Origin of the sequence: Serratia sp. Je.1.23.a (assembly GCF_051129805.1) — a bacterium.
GTDB lineage: Bacteria > Pseudomonadota > Gammaproteobacteria > Enterobacterales > Enterobacteriaceae > Serratia > Serratia liquefaciens.
Genome location: NZ_JBCPSR010000001.1, coordinates 1075018 through 1089876, shown reverse-complemented (window position 1 = coordinate 1089876; position 14859 = coordinate 1075018). Strand labels below are relative to the sequence as shown.

The window sequence follows — 14859 nt, the reverse complement described above, 5'->3', positions numbered from 1 at the left end:
GCAAACTCTGTTGTCCTGCCGCAGAGGTATTGCTGTATGAATAAACGTCCCACTTTTGCAGAACATTGACTGGAAATAATCGACAAACTTGACTAGCGATTTATTCGCCAGAACAATCCACGCTATTTACGTAAAATGACAAAAGCTGACAATAATAAATAAAACCATTATTTTTCAATCAATAACAATCCAACAATACACAATCACAATTATTACCTTCAACGATTTCACTGATTAACCTGACGCTATCTCAGCCAAATTCACTGATTAATATTTTAAAGAAGTAACATAGTTAAATTTATTATTGATTTTATGTTTCTTAAAGTTTAATTATTGCAGCCAGAAAATGTTGAAAGTAGGGAAACACCATGCTTTGGAAAAATACCGCCAACCGCTTTGGTCATATTTCAGTGTTGATCCACTGGTTGGTTGCGCTGACGGTGTACGGTATGTTCGCCCTGGGCCTATGGATGGTCACGTTGGGCTATTACGATGTCTGGTACCACCAGGCACCGGAAATTCATAAAAGTATCGGCACGCTGCTGTTCATCGTGATGGTGGTCCGGGTGATCTGGCGTTTTGTTTCGCCGCCGCCCAAACCGCTGGCCAGCTACGGTCGTTTTACGCGCGTCAGTGCGATTCTGGCCCATCTGGCGCTGTATGTTGTGCTGTTCAGTATCCTGATTAGCGGCTACCTGATTTCGACCGCCGACGGTCAACCAATCAGCGTATTCGGCTGGTTCGATATCCCCGCGACCGCCACAGGTATGGCGGAGCAGGCCGATACCGCCGGTACCATTCATCTTTACCTGGCTTGGGCCGTCGTGGTGCTGTCAGTACTGCACGCTCTGGCTGCGCTTAAACATCACTTCGTTGATCGTGATGTTACTTTGAAACGGATGCTGGGTAGCAGCGCCGATTAACCTTTGGACTTATGGAGATTGCTATGTTGAAGAAAACCGTACTGGGCTTGACCGCAGGTGCCCTGCTGCTGAGCGCCGGTTCCGCGCTGGCTGCCGACTACAAAATTGACAAACAGGGCCAGCACGCCTTTATCGAATTCCGCATCCAGCACCTGGGCTACAGCTGGTTGTACGGCACCTTTAAAGACTTTGACGGCGGCTTCACCTTCGACGAAAAAGATCCGTCCAAGGACAAGGTTAGCGTCACCATCAACACCGCCAGCGTCGACACCAACCACGCTGAGCGTGACAAGCACCTGCGCAGCGCAGAATTCCTGAATGTGGAGAAAAACAAGCAGGCCAAGTTTGAATCTACCGAAGTGAAAAAGAACGGTGAAGGTTATGCGGTTGTCGGTAACCTGACGCTGAACGGCGTGACCAAACCGGTAACGCTGGACGCTAAACTGATCGGTCAAGGCAATGACCCTTGGGGCGGCTACCGTGCCGGCTTCGAAGCCAACGGTAAAATCAAGCTTAAAGACTTCGGCATCACTACCGATCTCGGCCCGGCGTCTCAGGACGTAGAGCTGATTATTTCCGTGGAAGGCGTTCGCGCGAAGTAATGCAAAAGCGCGGCAAGAACGCCGCGCTTATTTCAGGCTCAGTTGGCTGAGCCTTTATCTTCTTCCGGTGCCGGAATATGCATCGTGGTCTGCAATAACCCTTTCGACTTATTGAAAATCTTGATGCCATTCTCACGGCCAGCTCGGCGCGCACGCTGCTCTTCACGCGGCAGCTTCAGCTCTTCGCGGCAGATCTCGCTGCAGCAACCTTCAAACTTGGCGGCACAGCTCGGGCACTGAATAAACAGCAGGTGACAGCCGTCATTCTTGCAGTTGGTATGGGTATCGCAAGGTGCGCCGCACTGGTGGCAATTGGCGATCACATCGTCAGAAATCCGCTCGCCCATGCGCTCGTCGAACACAAAGTTTTTGCCGACGAACTTCAGCGGCAGCCCCTGCTCTTTCGCCTTGCGCGCGTACTCAATAATGCCGCCTTCCACGTGATAGACGTTTTTGAAGCCGTTATGCAGCATATACGCACTGGCTTTTTCACAGCGAATACCGCCGGTGCAATACATGACAATATTTTTGTCTTTATTGTCCTGCAACATCTCGACCGCCATCGGCAACTGGTCGCGGAAAGTATCTGAAGGCACTTCGATGGCGTTCTCGAAGTGGCCGACTTCATATTCGTAGTGGTTACGCATATCGACAAACAGCGTATCCGGATCGTCAATCATCTGGTTTACGCGATCGGCCTGTAAATACTCACCGACATTCGCTGGGTTGAAGCTTTCATCATCGATGCCATCGGCGACGATGCGATCGCGCACCTTCAGGCGCAGCACCCAGAAGGATTTGCCGTCGTCTTCCAGTGCGATATTCAGACGCACCTGATCCAACGCCGGATGCGAGGCAAACAACGCGGCTTTAAACGCCTCGAACTTGTTCTGCGGTACGCTGATTTGCGCGTTGATGCCCTCTTTCGCCACATAAATGCGGCCAAAAACCTTCAGCTTGTCGAACTGAACGTAGAGGCTGTCGCGAAACGCTTTGGGATCGTCGATGGTGAAGTATTTATAAAAAGAAACTGTGGTGCGCGGCTCGGTTTCCGCCAGCATGCGCGCCTTCAGTTCCTCGTTAGAAATTCGGTTATGTAACACTGGCATGGTGTACTTTCCTGTCTTTCGGAGGTGACTGATTTTGATGCGCGCCGGCCGCCGGCCCACGCGCGGCGCACATAATACCCGAAAATGTAGCTCAAAACAGCATTAACGCACCGGTGATAACAAAGGCTGGAAGCTTGACGTCGCTCACAAATCTCGATAAGCCTTAAGGGAGCTTATCCCATTTTTACCACGGACCTGGAGGACGTCATGAGTCAGCTATTTACCCCGATTACGCTGGGGAAACTGAGTTTGCCCAACCGTATAGTTATCGCACCGATGTGCCAATACTCCGCCGATGACGGCAAGGCCACCGAATGGCACACGATGCATCTCGGTCATCTGGCATTGTCCGGCGCAGGCCTGTTGATTGTCGAGGCCACATCGGTCGCCCCCGAAGGACGCATCACCCCCAACGATCTCGGCCTGTGGGACGACGCGACGGAACAGGCGCTTGCAGAAGTGGTACAAGCGGTAAGAAAACACGCCACCTTGCCGCTGGGCATTCAACTCGGCCACGCCGGGCGCAAAGCCTCCTGTGCAGTTCCCTGGGCCGGTGGGGGCCAACTGAACAGGACAGACGGCGGCTGGCAGACGCTGTCCGCCTCGGATATCCCCTTCGCCCAGCATGATGCCTCTCCGGCAGCAATGAGCCTGGAACAAATTGAACAATTGAAAGCGCAGTTCGTTACTGCGGCGAAACGCGCGGATCGGCTAGGTTTTGAACTGATTGAACTGCATGGCGCACACGGTTATCTACTACACCAGTTCCTGTCACCGCTGTCTAACCAACGTAACGACCAGTACGGCGGTTCATTGCAAAACCGCATGCGTCTGCTGCTGGAGATTTACAATGAAGTGCGCGCCGTATTCCCGGCACAAAAAGCGCTTGGTGTGCGTATTTCCGCTAGCGACTGGGTCGAGGGCGGCTGGGATGAACAGCAGTCGGTAGCCTTGGCAAAAGCGCTGAAGGAGCTGGGTTGCGACTACATCCATGTTTCCAGCGGTGGCCTTTCGCCACTGCAGAAAATCCCGGTGGGGCCGAATTACCAGGTACCGTTCGCCGAGACCATCAAGCGGGAAAGCGGGCTGCCGACCATTGCCGTGGGATTAATCACCGAGCCGGAACAGGCGGAAGCGATTGTCGCCACCGGGCAGGCGGATATGGTGGCGCTGGCGCGCGGTATCCTTTACAACCCACGTTGGCCATGGCACGCCGCCGCCAAATTGGGCGAGAAGGTCAGCGCGCCACCGCAATATTGGCGGTCTGAACCGCACGTATTGAAAGGGTTGTTCAAAAACGACTGATGATTCTGGGGTGGATGCTCAGCCTCTGCCCCGGCATTCGGTAAAACCGGAAATCACGATACCTGCCAGCAATGCGACACCTGCCACCAGCAGTAACGGATTAAACTGCAGGTGTGCGCCAACGCTGCCCAACAGTGCTCCTGAGACTAATAAACCCGCACTTAACCATGAAGCCAACATACATCCCCCTAAAAATTTGGGCAAAATTATACGCCGCCCACGTCTGCCAACTTTATCCTTTTGAGCGCATTAGCCCAATTAATCGCCAAATCATGTCCATTCATCACTAAAAATTATGTTTTAATGCGGTGTTTTTTCACGTTGCGCGATAAAAGTGCCACAATACTCGGTTATAAACGGCAGAAAGTTAATACATGGCCAAACCTCCTGCGGATGTAGGCCATACTATGACTCTGTTATTATCATTAAATGACTGCTTCTAAGCTGAGAACACATGACTCAAGTTCCCTCTTTTAATCGCTCTTTACTGCATCCACGTTACTGGCTTACCTGGTTCGGCATCGGTTTGCTCTATTTGTTAGTCCTGCTGCCATATCCGATCATTTATCGTCTGGGCACCTGGCTGGGCCGTTTTTCCATGCGCTTTCTCAAGCGCCGTGTGGCCATTGCACAACGTAACCTGGTGTTATGCTTCCCGGACATGCCGCAAGCCGAGCGCGATGCGCTGGTCGTGCAGAACTTTGAATCCGTCGGCATGGGGCTATTTGAAACCGGCATGGCGTGGTTTTGGCCGAACTGGCGTATCGAACGTTGGTTCAAAGTCAGCGGACTGGAGCATATCCAAAAAGCGCGCGACAACCATCAGGGCGTTTTGTTGATCGGTCTGCACTTTCTGACGCTGGAACTGGGCGCCCGCATCTTTGGCATTCACAACCCGGGCATCGGCGTTTATCGGCCGCACGACAACAAGCTGATGGACTGGCTGCAAACCTGGGGCCGCATGCGCTCCAACAAATCCATGCTGGACCGCAAAGACGTGAAAGGCATGATCCGGGCCCTGAAACAGGGTGATATTATCTGGTACGCTCCGGACCACGACTACGGCCCGCGCAGCAGCGTGTTCGCCCCGTTGTTCGCCGTTGAAAAAGCCGCCACCACCACCGGCAGCTACGTGCTGGTACGAATGGGCAAACCGGCCATTATTCCCTTTACCCCACGCCGCTTGCCGGACGCTAAAGGGTATGAGCTGATTATGCAGCCGGCGGTGGAAAACTTCCCGCTGGATAATGAGCTCGAGGCCGCTGCGTTTATGAATAAAGTGGTCGAAAAAGAGATCCTGATGGCACCGGATCAATACATGTGGCTACACCGTCGCTTCAAGACCCGCCCAGAAGGCGAGCCTTCACTCTACTGACTTCTGACCCGCCGTTTGGCGGGTTAGTTTTTTATGCCGCAGACCTTGAGAAACGACAGCAACGGTGGGATGGTAAAGCCTTCGTCGTTCATCCTGGAGCCGTTATGTACATCGTTAGCCTGACCTACCATCGCCCGATAGAAGAAGTCGATAGCCACCTCGAGGGGCACATTGCCTGGTTGAAAAAATACTTCCAGGACGGCACCTTTATCGCCTCCGGTCGCAAAAACCCGCGCACCGGCGGTGTGATCCTGGTGAAAGGGATAGATCGTTCACAGTTGGATACCATCGTGGCGCAAGATCCCTTCAATGCCGTGGCTCACTATGAGATAACCGACGTAGCCCTCTCGACAACCTCCAGCGGTTTTGAACTGCTCGCCGGGCTTTAAGTAAGCTTTTTTCCGCGCGCACAGCGCGGAATACTGTCTATATTCAATTTTTAAAACTTTATTTCATTTTCAGAATATCCCCTGCCACATCGATTGATGCAGCCTATAATTAAGCGCATACTTACCAGGCTAACTTTTTTGCTTTGCCCCATGGCCTGTGCACACGCGCAAAGCGCTCCTCTTTTTGCAGCAGGAATTTATGGCTTCGGCACCAGAACCCATCAACTGGAAACGCAACCTTTTCGTCACCTGGCTGGGGTGCTTCCTGACCGGTGCCGCGTTCAGCCTGATCATGCCCTTCCTGCCACTCTATGTAGAAACCCTCGGTGTTACCGGTCACGAAGCCTTGAACATGTGGTCCGGTCTGGTATTCAGCATCACCTTCCTGTTTTCAGCAATTGCTTCCCCATTCTGGGGCGGTCTGGCCGACCGCCGCGGGCGTAAGTTGATGCTGCTGCGATCGGCGCTGGGTATGTCGATTGTGATGCTTTTAATGGGTATGGCGCAGAATATCTGGCAGTTCTTGGCGTTGCGCGCGGTGTTGGGCCTTCTCGGCGGTTTTATTCCCAACGCCAACGCGCTGATTGCCACCCAGGTACCGCGCAATCGCAGCGGCTGGGCGCTGGGCACCCTGTCCACCGGCGGTGTCAGTGGCGCGCTGATTGGCCCGTTGATCGGCGGCCTGCTGGCCGACCAGTATGGTTTACGACCTGTGTTCTACATCACCGCTGGCGTGCTGTTGGCCTGTTTTGTTTTAACGCTGCTGTACGTTAAAGAACAATTCACCCCAGTACAGAAGAAAGATATGCTGCATGCCCGTCAGGTATTCGCAGCGCTGAAAAGTCCCAAACTGATCCTTAGCCTGTTTGTGACCACCATGATTATTCAGGTTGCCACAGGATCCATTGCGCCGATTCTGACGCTGTACGTGCGCGATTTGGCCGGCAATATTCATAACCTGGCCTTTGTCAGCGGCCTGATAGCCTCGGTGCCGGGCGTAGCCGCACTGATGAGTGCACCACGGCTGGGCAAACTGGGCGACCGGATAGGTCCGGAGCGCATTCTGGTGTTTATGCTAATCGTATCGGTGCTGTTGCTGATCCCCATGGCCTTTGTGCAAACCCCATGGCAGCTCGGCGTGCTGCGCTTCCTGCTTGGCGCCGCCGATGGCGCACTGCTGCCGGCCGTGCAAACACTGTTGATTTATAACTGCACTAATCAGGTGGCCGGCCGGATCTTCAGCTATAACCAATCGTTCCGGGACATAGGTAACGTCAGCGGCCCGCTGTTGGGTGCGGCGGTTTCCGCCAGCTATGGTTTCAGGGCAGTGTTCTGCGTTACCGCCATGGTAGTACTGTTCAACGCGATTTATTCCTGGTGGTGTTTGCAACGCCGCCCGGCGCGAATGAGAGAAGACACTCTGCAGGAAGAACAATAGCCGTATTTATCACCAGTTCTGCGCTCAAACAGAGCCGAGCCCCTGTTTACCTTACTTTTAGTATTGATACCCTCTGCGCCTCTTCACCCTATTCCCATAAGAATAATCTCAATGTAATTCCATGTTTTTAAACAGATAATTAACTTTTAGCGCAATAAACCAGCTGTCAATAACAATCCCGCCTTAACCAACATAAAAACCAGGAAAGGAGATGTTTGTCGACTTTTCATCTAAAAAATGGGATACAGGGACTAGACAAAACCATCATCCAGTTATCAAATGGTTAAATAATATCACGCCAGTTGTAAATCATTGGCCAAGTGAAAAAAGGCTAACGCGCTTTCCACGGTTCACAGGCGCTGCAGCTACGGTTTTGTCGGGTAATCCGCATTGGGCGGATCACCTTCCTTAAATACACATACATACCACAGTATAAGCTGCATCAATGCGGCGCATTTTATTGGGAAGACGTTATGCAATCCTCTGTTAATAAACAAGAAAGCCGGACCTTCTTCGGCCATCCTTATCCGCTCGGATCCCTGTTCTTTACCGAAATGTGGGAGCGGTTCTCGTTTTACGGCATTCGCCCATTACTGATCCTGTTCATGGCCGCCACCGTGTACGACGGCGGTATGGGGTTGGCACGTGAAAACGCCTCGGCGATTGTCGGCATTTTCGCCGGCAGCATGTACCTGGCTGCCCTGCCGGGCGGCTGGTTGGCGGATAACTGGCTTGGCCAGCAAAAAGCGGTGTGGTACGGCTCGATTCTGATCGCGCTGGGCCACCTGTCGATCGCCCTGTCTGCCGTCATGGGCAATAACCTGTTCTTCATCGGCCTGATGTTTATCGTGCTGGGGTCCGGTCTGTTCAAGACCTGTATCTCGGTGATGGTCGGCACGCTGTATAAGAAAGGCGACAACCGCCGCGACGGTGGCTTCTCGCTGTTTTATATGGGCATCAACATGGGCTCATTCATCGCCCCGCTGATCTCCGGTTGGTTGATCCGTTCCCATGGCTGGCATTGGGGCTTCGGCATCGGCGGGATCGGGATGCTGGTGGCGCTGGTGATCTTCCGCGTCTTTGCAGTACCGGCGATGAAACGCTATGACAGCGAAGTCGGCCTGGACTCCACCTGGAACAGCCCGGTCACCAAGAAAAACGGCGTCGGTCGCTGGCTGCTGGCGTTAGCCGTCGGCGTCGCGGTGGTTATCACCCTGATTGCCCAAGGCATCATCGTGATTAACCCGGTAGCGGTAGCCAGCATGCTGGTTTACGTGATTGCCGCCTCGGTGACCCTGTACTTTATTTATCTGTTCGTGTTTGCCGGCCTGAGCCGCAAAGAGCGTGCCCGCCTGCTGGTCTGCTTTATCCTGCTGGTGTCAGCCGCCTTCTTCTGGTCCGCATTCGAACAGAAACCGACCTCGTTCAACCTGTTCGCTAACGACTACACCAACCGTATGATCGGCGATTTCGAGATCCCGGCAGTGTGGTTCCAGTCAATCAACGCCCTGTTTATTATCCTGCTGGCCCCGGTATTTAGCTGGGCATGGCCTGCGCTGGCACGTAACAAGGTACGCCTGAGCAGCATCACCAAGTTCGTTATCGGCATTCTGTTCGCCGCAGCAGGCTTTGGCCTGATGATGCTGGCCGCGCAGAACGTGCTGAGCAACGGCGGTGCCGGTGTGTCGCCGATGTGGCTGGTGGGCAGTATCCTGATGCTGACGCTGGGCGAACTCTGCCTTAGCCCAATCGGGTTGGCGACCATGACCCTGCTGGCACCGGAAAGAATGCGCGGCCAGATGATGGGGCTGTGGTTCTGTGCCAGCGCGCTGGGTAACCTGGCTGCCGGCCTGATCGGCGGCCATGTTAAGGCCGACCAACTGGAAATGCTGCCTAACCTGTTCGCACGCTGCTCAATTGCGCTGCTGATTTGTGCCGCGGTATTGACCCTGTTGATCGTCCCTATCCGTCGCATGATGGAAAATACTCAGGGTAAAAGCGCGCAGAAACCGGCAACCAACGCCTGATAGCCTTTTCGCTTGACCCTTTCAGCCAGCGCCCGGTGCGCTGGCTTTTTTATTGCCCCCACGCCCGCTGTTGCAGCACCACCCGGTAACCGTCCGGATCTTCAAACGTCTGCCCATGGGCATCCCAGTAGGGATTGTAGGCCGCAACGCGCCGAAAACCGGCGGTCAACATGCGTTGGCATCCTGTAACCCACTCCTGTTCATCCGGCAGATAAAACACCAGCAGATGATCCTGCGTCGGCGCCTGCCCCACCGCCACTCCCCGATGATGAGTAAACTCAAGGTGATAACCCCGTTGTGGGTGCCCGACCATTACGCCATCAAAACCCTGATGATCGCGGAACTCACCCAGCCGTTCGAAGCCCAAGCCCTGGCAGTACAGGGTCGCAATCTCCTGTAACCTGTCGGTCGGGCGGGCAATGCGCAACACCGCGTTAGCTATCGGCATTATTTTCTCCAAAACAGAATAACTTCATACAACGCCATTCCTGCCAGCATTGCCGCAACGAACTGCCAGCCGGCTGACGAGCCCGCTCCGGCCAGCACCCAGGCCGGGCCGGGACAGATGCCCGCCATTCCCCACCCGATGCCAAACAGCGCGCTGCCTGCCAATAAGCGGCGGTCGATGCGGCGGGAAGATGGGAGTTGTACTGTTTCACCCAACAAGGTACGTGGTCGGCGGCGAACCCAAAAGAACGCCGGTGCCGCCACCGCAATCGCTCCCACCATCACCAGGGCCAGTGACGGATCCCAGTGGCCGGTGACATCGAGAAAAGCCAGCACCTTGGCGGGATTGGCCATTCCGGCGACGATCAGACCAAGGCCAAAGATGGCGCCACTCAGTAAGGCAAACACGGATCGGTACATCACGTTAACCCTCCCCACTGGCGGACGGCCCATACCGTAATAAACCCCAACAGCATAAATACCGCCGTGGCCACTAATGAACGCGGAGACAATCTCGCCACGCCGCAAACACCGTGACCGCTGGTACAGCCGCCGCCCAGGCGAGTACCCAGCCCGACCAATATCCCGGCGGCGATCAGCCATAAACTGCTGCCGTTAACCGGCATGTCCGGTAAAGGCCTGGCGATACGATACAGCCAGGGCGAAATCAGCAACCCGACAAGAAATGCGGCCCGCCAGCCTTTCTCTTTGCCCTGCGGCGTCAGCAGGCCACCGGTAATGCCACTGATGCCGGCGACGCGGCCGTTAGACAGCAACAACAGCGCCACCGCACTGCCGATTATCCCCCCGCCGACCAGCGCGGACAGCGGGGTAAAATGCAACCAGTCGACGGTCATGGCCTCTCCTCCCGTGCCGGGCAAAAGAGTTGATATAAAGTATTAAGCAGCGTCAGCGCCTTCGGATCGCAAACGGCATAGTAGATTTGTTTACCGTCGCGCCGCGTTGATACCAGCCCTTCCTGACGCAATACCCCAAGCTGTTGCGAAAGCGTCGGCTGGCGGATCTCCAGCGCCTGTGACAACTCCCCCACCGACATCTCGCCCTGGCTGAGTTGGCACAGCAGCAGTAAACGATCTTCATTGCCCAGCGCCCGCAGCAATGCCCCGGCCTGCGTTGCCGCCTGCCGCATACTGTCGATATCCATCTTCCCTCCAAACAATTTACTAAATTATATATTGTTTATTTATAGACTATAACGCCTCACCGTACCAGAGGCTGGTATGAAAGGTATCGGCGTGGCATGCTGCCATTATGATTTTCCGTGGACCGGGGATGCCCCAAGAAATGCTGCTTTTTCATGACGCTGTGCCCGCGAACCGCTCGATTGTGCCGGTCGCCAAAGATTATCAGCACGGCGAGTTCGAACCGCTCCATTACCACGACTGTGCACAGTTGATTCATAGCCTGAGCGGCGTAGTGCAAGTGAATACTCGTCTGGGCAGTTGGGTGGTCCCCCCAGGGCGTGGCGTTTGGCTGCCTGCGCGCGTAGAACACAGTCTGCAAATCACCGGTAAAGTGGCGGCAAGAGCGCTGTTAGTCGATCCGCTGGCACGAGCCGACCTGCCGGCAAGCTGCGAAGTGGTGCAGATATCCCCGTTGCTGCGTGAGCTGATTATCTGTGCGATGGACATTACGGCGGATTATCCGACGGGAGGTCGTGAAGAGCGAATTATGGAGCTGATCCTGGATGAATTGCGTGTGCTGCCAATCCTGCCGCTGAATTTGCCCGAACCGCGCAGCGATGCCCTATTAAGGTTGTGCCGGCATATTCAGCAATCGCTGGCACACCCCTGGGAGTTAGAACAGGCCGCCAGCTACATCAACGTCAGCGGCCGCACGCTGTCACGACGTTTTCAACGAGAAACCGGGCTGCGTTTTGGCGACTGGGTGCGCCGCGCCCGTTTGCTGGCGGCATTGAATGCCCTGGCCGCCGGGCATTCGGTGCTGGAAGTGGCGCTGGACTTGGGCTATGACAGCCCCAGTGCTTTCAGCGCCATGTTCCGCCGCCAGCTGGGCGTTGCGCCCAGCACTTATTTCGCTAAATAACGCGCAGCCACGTTGAACAACGCCTGCAGGGAAGCGCTGGCAGAATCGACGTCGATGCCGACCCCGTAAGCCGCCTCACCGTGCGCCAGCGTACAGCGAATATAGGCCACGGCACGGCTTTGGCTCTGATGCCCCAACGTGTGTTCGTGGTAGTCCTCTATCGCCAAATTCAAGCCAAAGCGCTGGCGCAGCGCATCCACCGCGCTGGACAACAAACCGTTCCCTACCCCCAGCAGCCGTTGCTGTTGCCCTTCGAACAACACCCTGGCACTGAAACTATAAGCCTCGATGCTGTGGCTTTCGGTCTGATAGCTCAGCAACTGCAGCCGCGGTTGTTCCACCAATCCATAGCTGATTCTAAACAGCCGCCACAGCTCGGCGGTGGTCATCTCTTTGCCGCTGCCGTCGGTCGCCTGCTGCACCACCTTGCTGAAATCAATTTGCAGCCCACGCGGCAACGACAGCCCATGGTTCTGTTCCAGTAGCCAGGCAGCGCCGCTTTTGCCCGACTGGCTGTTAACCCGGATCACCGCCTCATAGCTGCAGCCGACGTCCGCCGGATCGAGCGGTAAATAAGGCACTTGCCACAGACCGTCCTGCCTCTGCTGTTGGGCGGCAAAGCCTTTTTTAATCGCATCCTGATGAGAGCCGGAAAAGGCGGTGAACACCAACTCACCGGCGTAAGGATGACGCGGATGAACCGGCAGTTGGTTACACTGCTCAACCACCTCCACCACCTGCTTCAGTTGGCTGAAATCCAGCCCCGGCGCAACGCCCTGGGTATACAGGTTGAGCGCCAGCGTCACCAGATCGACATTGCCGGTGCGTTCACCGTTGCCGAACAGACAACCTTCTACCCGGTCGGCACCGGCCAGCATTGCCAGCTCGGCGCAGGCCACTCCGGTGCCACGATCGTTATGCGGATGCACGCTGATGGTCACCCGGTTGCGCTGACTGAAGCGGCGGCAGAACCACTCAATCTGGTCAGCGTAGACGTTCGGCGTACTGACCTCCACCGTGGCCGGCAGATTGATGATCATCGGCCGCCCCGGCCCAGGCTGCCAGACATCGGCAACGGCCTCACAGATTTCCAGCGCAAACTCCAGCTCGGTAAAGCAGAAAGTCTCAGGTGAATATTCGAAGGTCCATGCCGTTTCCGGCTGCTGCTCGCACTGCTGTCGAATACGCAGCGCGCCGTTAACCGCCAGCGCTACCGTTGCCGCCTTGTCCTGTTTGAAGACGATTTCACGAAACATCGGTGCGGTAGCGTTATACAGGTGCACGATGGCACGTGGTGCACCACGCAACGCATCGAAGGTACGGTCGATCAAATCGTCTCGCGATTGGGTCAGCACCTGAATACTGACGTCATCCGGGATCAACTGCTCATCAATCAGCGAGCGGACAAAATCGAAGTCCGTTTGCGAGGCAGAAGGAAACGCCACCTCAATCTCTTTGAACCCACACGCCAGAAGCATCTGGTAGAACTGGTGTTTGCGGGCGTTATCCATAGGTTCCGCCAGCGCCTGATTGCCGTCACGCAAATCGCTGGAGCACCAGCGCGGTGCCTGCTGCAAAGTGCGGCCCGGCCACTGGCGATCCGGCAAGGTCACGGGCGGGAACGGACGGTATTTGATTGAAGGGTCGGTTAACATGGCACTCTCCTGGCGGTAATAAGCAATGCCCTATTATTTCCTGCCGTGATCCCTCCTGCTCCCGCTTAGCGGACAACCATCGTCGCGAAACGGACAACAAAAAAATTTGCATCCTGCGCCAGTGCGGCAACAATTACTTCTGACGTTTGTCATGGCGCTTCGGCGCACCCAGCCCTGAGCAATGCTTACCCTGACTGGAGAAAAATATGAGCCTGTATGCAACCCTGGAAGAAGCCGTTGAAGCGGCGCGCGAGGAGTTTATCGAGTCTGCCGAAGGCGGTAACGACGACGAACCGCCGGTGCCGCAACAGTTCAATCTGCAAAAATACGTGATGCTGGATGGTGATATCATGTGGCAGGCCGAATTCTTTGAACAAGAAGGCGAATCGGTCGAATGCCTGACGTTACGCAGCGGCGCTGCCGCTCAGGCTATTTTCGACGGGGATTTTGACGAAGTCGAAATCAGCGCCGAATGGATTGAGGAAAATACGCTGCACGAGTGGGAAGAAGGAGACTTCCAGCTCGATCCGCCGTTGGATACCGAAGAGGGCCAAACAGCCGCCGACGAGTGGGATGAGCGTTGAATGATCACGGGCGGGAGCAGACAATCCCCCGCCCTTCACCCTATGATTTTCTGAGAGGCTGCATGATTATCCGCCAGGCGCGTCCCGAAGATTTCCCCGCGATTTTGCAACTGCAAACACAAAACACCCCGGCAAACTTGAGCGACAGCCAAAAACGCCAGGGATTTATCGTCTCGCGCATGAATGAAGCGCAGCTAACAAGCATTAACCAGGGGCTGGGTATTCTGGTGGCGGTCGAAGGTGAAGCGCTGGCCGGGTTTGTCTGCCTGATGCCGACGAATGCGCAACCGCACCCGCCGGTGGTGGATGCGATGCTGGACACGCTGGCCGGCCAATCATTCAAGGGACGGCCACTGAGTGAGCAGCGGGTGTTTCTGTATGGTCCGGTGTGCCTTGACAGCGCCTGGCGTGGCAAAGGTGTGCTGAAGCAGCTCTACGCCGCCGTCAAGGCGCGTACCCGCAAGGAGTTCGACGTTGGCGCGCTCTTTATTGACGACAGTAACCCGCATTCGTTAGCGGCTCATGTACAGGGCTTGCAGATGACGGCGCTGGCTCCGTTCCGCTGTGGTGATCAGGGTTACCAACTGGTGGTTTTTGCCACCGGGGATTAGCTTATTCGTAGGGGCCGTGTTGGGCGTCAAACGGCAGCATAAAGGTATCTACCACCATCGACAGCGGCACATCAATGACCGTGATATACCGCCAGGGGCTATCGCGCAGATCCCACTGAACGCCCGGATAATATTGATGGCCGTGCCCGGCCCCCGGCACTGTGCGACTGATAATACTGCCGCAGCCGGTTAACGCCGTGACTCCTGCCACCAGCAATACCAGACGAAGAAGAGAAGAGAGATTCACCAAAATGATTTTTGCCCCGGGTTTGTTTTGTGGGGCCACAACGCCCGGCGCGAATTTTAACACAGTTTTTCACGCGAGTT

General features: G+C 55.4%; 18 protein-coding genes. 10 read left to right on the top strand and 8 right to left on the bottom strand.

Going from position 1 to position 14859, the window contains the following annotated elements; genetic code table 11:
• Positions 1–368: 368 nt before the first annotated feature.
• Together AAZT04_RS05235 and AAZT04_RS05230 are read left to right on the top strand one after the other, a co-directional pair.
• Complete coding sequence (locus AAZT04_RS05235; RefSeq protein ID WP_046373919.1) at positions 369–923, top strand: cytochrome b; 555 nt, start codon at positions 369–371, stop codon at positions 921–923.
• A 23-nt stretch (positions 924–946) separates the two neighbouring features.
• The gene (locus tag AAZT04_RS05230) at positions 947–1525 is read left to right on the top strand and encodes a YceI family protein (RefSeq protein ID WP_020826320.1); all 579 of its coding nucleotides are present in this window, start codon (positions 947–949) and stop codon (positions 1523–1525) included.
• Positions 1526–1563: 38 nt separating this feature from the next.
• On the opposite strand, the gene AAZT04_RS05225 is transcribed toward AAZT04_RS05230, so the two are convergent.
• Positions 1564–2634, bottom strand: coding sequence for a rhodanese-related sulfurtransferase (locus AAZT04_RS05225; RefSeq protein ID WP_046373920.1), 1071 nt, complete (start codon positions 2632–2634; stop codon positions 1564–1566).
• Positions 2635–2841: 207 nt separating this feature from the next.
• Between AAZT04_RS05225 and AAZT04_RS05220 the strand changes: the two genes are divergently transcribed.
• A complete protein-coding gene (locus tag AAZT04_RS05220; protein ID WP_129982522.1) occupies positions 2842–3939 on the top strand; it encodes an NADH:flavin oxidoreductase/NADH oxidase in 1098 nt (365 codons plus the stop codon).
• 18 nt (positions 3940–3957) lie between these two features.
• Here AAZT04_RS05220 and AAZT04_RS05215 read toward each other — a convergent pair whose 3' ends face one another.
• Positions 3958–4119 carry a hypothetical protein gene (locus AAZT04_RS05215; RefSeq protein ID WP_041414433.1) on the bottom strand — a complete coding sequence of 54 codons (162 nt, stop codon included), beginning with the start codon at positions 4117–4119 and terminating at the stop codon, positions 3958–3960.
• Positions 4120–4393: 274 nt separating this feature from the next.
• Here AAZT04_RS05215 and AAZT04_RS05210 point away from each other — a divergent pair, with 274 nt between their 5' ends.
• The 4 genes from AAZT04_RS05210 to AAZT04_RS05195 all read left to right on the top strand — a co-directional run bounded on the left by AAZT04_RS05210 (position 4394) and on the right by AAZT04_RS05195 (position 9168).
• A complete protein-coding gene (locus AAZT04_RS05210) occupies positions 4394–5314 on the top strand; it encodes a Kdo(2)-lipid IV(A) acyltransferase (RefSeq protein WP_020826316.1) in 921 nt (306 codons plus the stop codon).
• A gap of 104 nt (positions 5315–5418) precedes the next feature.
• Positions 5419–5703, top strand: coding sequence for a YciI family protein (locus tag AAZT04_RS05205; RefSeq protein WP_020826315.1), 285 nt, complete (start codon positions 5419–5421; stop codon positions 5701–5703).
• Positions 5704–5902: 199 nt separating this feature from the next.
• Positions 5903–7141 carry a multidrug efflux MFS transporter MdtG gene (mdtG, locus tag AAZT04_RS05200; protein WP_129982521.1) on the top strand — a complete coding sequence of 413 codons (1239 nt, stop codon included), beginning with the start codon at positions 5903–5905 and terminating at the stop codon, positions 7139–7141.
• A 473-nt stretch (positions 7142–7614) separates the two neighbouring features.
• A complete protein-coding gene (locus AAZT04_RS05195) occupies positions 7615–9168 on the top strand; it encodes a peptide MFS transporter (protein ID WP_115059158.1) in 1554 nt (517 codons plus the stop codon).
• 49 nt (positions 9169–9217) lie between these two features.
• On the opposite strand, the gene AAZT04_RS05190 is transcribed toward AAZT04_RS05195, so the two are convergent.
• Genes AAZT04_RS05190 through AAZT04_RS05175 form a run of 4 tightly spaced genes read right to left on the bottom strand, consistent with a single transcriptional unit; the run spans position 9218 to position 10780 of the window.
• Positions 9218–9616 (bottom strand): VOC family protein, encoded by a 399-nt coding sequence (locus AAZT04_RS05190; protein ID WP_115059159.1) that lies wholly within the window; start codon positions 9614–9616, stop codon positions 9218–9220.
• Positions 9616–10035 carry a YeeE/YedE family protein gene (locus AAZT04_RS05185; RefSeq protein WP_020826311.1) on the bottom strand — a complete coding sequence of 140 codons (420 nt, stop codon included), beginning with the start codon at positions 10033–10035 and terminating at the stop codon, positions 9616–9618. The genes AAZT04_RS05190 and AAZT04_RS05185 overlap by 1 nt, the downstream gene beginning before the upstream one ends.
• On the bottom strand, positions 10035–10472 hold the full coding sequence (locus AAZT04_RS05180) for a YeeE/YedE family protein (protein ID WP_337047309.1): 438 nt from the start codon (positions 10470–10472) through the stop codon (positions 10035–10037). The genes AAZT04_RS05185 and AAZT04_RS05180 overlap by 1 nt, the downstream gene beginning before the upstream one ends.
• Positions 10469–10780, bottom strand: a complete 312-nt coding sequence (locus AAZT04_RS05175; protein WP_020826309.1) for an ArsR/SmtB family transcription factor — start codon at positions 10778–10780, stop codon at positions 10469–10471. The genes AAZT04_RS05180 and AAZT04_RS05175 overlap by 4 nt, the downstream gene beginning before the upstream one ends.
• Before the next feature lie 140 nt (positions 10781–10920).
• Between AAZT04_RS05175 and AAZT04_RS05170 the strand changes: the two genes are divergently transcribed.
• On the top strand, positions 10921–11682 hold the full coding sequence (locus tag AAZT04_RS05170; protein WP_020826308.1) for an AraC family transcriptional regulator: 762 nt from the start codon (positions 10921–10923) through the stop codon (positions 11680–11682).
• Here AAZT04_RS05170 and leuA read toward each other — a convergent pair.
• Positions 11667–13337, bottom strand: a complete 1671-nt coding sequence (leuA, locus tag AAZT04_RS05165; protein ID WP_048762066.1) for a 2-isopropylmalate synthase — start codon at positions 13335–13337, stop codon at positions 11667–11669. The genes AAZT04_RS05170 and leuA overlap by 16 nt on opposite strands.
• 206 nt (positions 13338–13543) lie before the next feature.
• Here leuA and AAZT04_RS05160 point away from each other — a divergent pair, with 206 nt between their 5' ends.
• Both AAZT04_RS05160 and AAZT04_RS05155 read left to right on the top strand, forming a co-directional pair.
• Complete coding sequence (locus AAZT04_RS05160; protein WP_262259110.1) at positions 13544–13921, top strand: MysB family protein; 378 nt, start codon at positions 13544–13546, stop codon at positions 13919–13921.
• 62 nt (positions 13922–13983) lie between these two features.
• On the top strand, positions 13984–14532 hold the full coding sequence (locus AAZT04_RS05155; protein WP_115059163.1) for a GNAT family N-acetyltransferase: 549 nt from the start codon (positions 13984–13986) through the stop codon (positions 14530–14532).
• 1 nt (position 14533) lies between these two features.
• Here the strand turns inward: AAZT04_RS05155 and AAZT04_RS05150 are convergent, their stop codons facing one another.
• Positions 14534–14779, bottom strand: a complete 246-nt coding sequence (locus tag AAZT04_RS05150; protein WP_104410961.1) for a YceK/YidQ family lipoprotein — start codon at positions 14777–14779, stop codon at positions 14534–14536.
• Positions 14780–14859: the final 80 nt, after the last annotated feature.

Coding starts and splice junctions, on each gene's coding strand:
- leuA (WP_048762066.1), bottom strand. CDS start 13,337: ATGTTAACCGACCCTTCAATCAAATACCGTCCGTTCCCGCCCGTGACC.
- AAZT04_RS05195 (WP_115059158.1), top strand. CDS start 7,615: ATGCAATCCTCTGTTAATAAACAAGAAAGCCGGACCTTCTTCGGCCAT.
- AAZT04_RS05205 (WP_020826315.1), top strand. CDS start 5,419: ATGTACATCGTTAGCCTGACCTACCATCGCCCGATAGAAGAAGTCGAT.
- mdtG (WP_129982521.1), top strand. CDS start 5,903: ATGGCTTCGGCACCAGAACCCATCAACTGGAAACGCAACCTTTTCGTC.
- AAZT04_RS05175 (WP_020826309.1), bottom strand. CDS start 10,780: ATGGATATCGACAGTATGCGGCAGGCGGCAACGCAGGCCGGGGCATTG.
- AAZT04_RS05230 (WP_020826320.1), top strand. CDS start 947: ATGTTGAAGAAAACCGTACTGGGCTTGACCGCAGGTGCCCTGCTGCTG.
- AAZT04_RS05220 (WP_129982522.1), top strand. CDS start 2,842: ATGAGTCAGCTATTTACCCCGATTACGCTGGGGAAACTGAGTTTGCCC.
- AAZT04_RS05160 (WP_262259110.1), top strand. CDS start 13,544: ATGAGCCTGTATGCAACCCTGGAAGAAGCCGTTGAAGCGGCGCGCGAG.
- AAZT04_RS05190 (WP_115059159.1), bottom strand. CDS start 9,616: ATGCCGATAGCTAACGCGGTGTTGCGCATTGCCCGCCCGACCGACAGG.
- AAZT04_RS05215 (WP_041414433.1), bottom strand. CDS start 4,119: ATGTTGGCTTCATGGTTAAGTGCGGGTTTATTAGTCTCAGGAGCACTG.
- AAZT04_RS05170 (WP_020826308.1), top strand. CDS start 10,921: ATGCTGCTTTTTCATGACGCTGTGCCCGCGAACCGCTCGATTGTGCCG.
- AAZT04_RS05155 (WP_115059163.1), top strand. CDS start 13,984: ATGATTATCCGCCAGGCGCGTCCCGAAGATTTCCCCGCGATTTTGCAA.
- AAZT04_RS05210 (WP_020826316.1), top strand. CDS start 4,394: ATGACTCAAGTTCCCTCTTTTAATCGCTCTTTACTGCATCCACGTTAC.
- AAZT04_RS05235 (WP_046373919.1), top strand. CDS start 369: ATGCTTTGGAAAAATACCGCCAACCGCTTTGGTCATATTTCAGTGTTG.
- AAZT04_RS05185 (WP_020826311.1), bottom strand. CDS start 10,035: ATGTACCGATCCGTGTTTGCCTTACTGAGTGGCGCCATCTTTGGCCTT.
- AAZT04_RS05180 (WP_337047309.1), bottom strand. CDS start 10,472: ATGACCGTCGACTGGTTGCATTTTACCCCGCTGTCCGCGCTGGTCGGC.
- AAZT04_RS05225 (WP_046373920.1), bottom strand. CDS start 2,634: ATGCCAGTGTTACATAACCGAATTTCTAACGAGGAACTGAAGGCGCGC.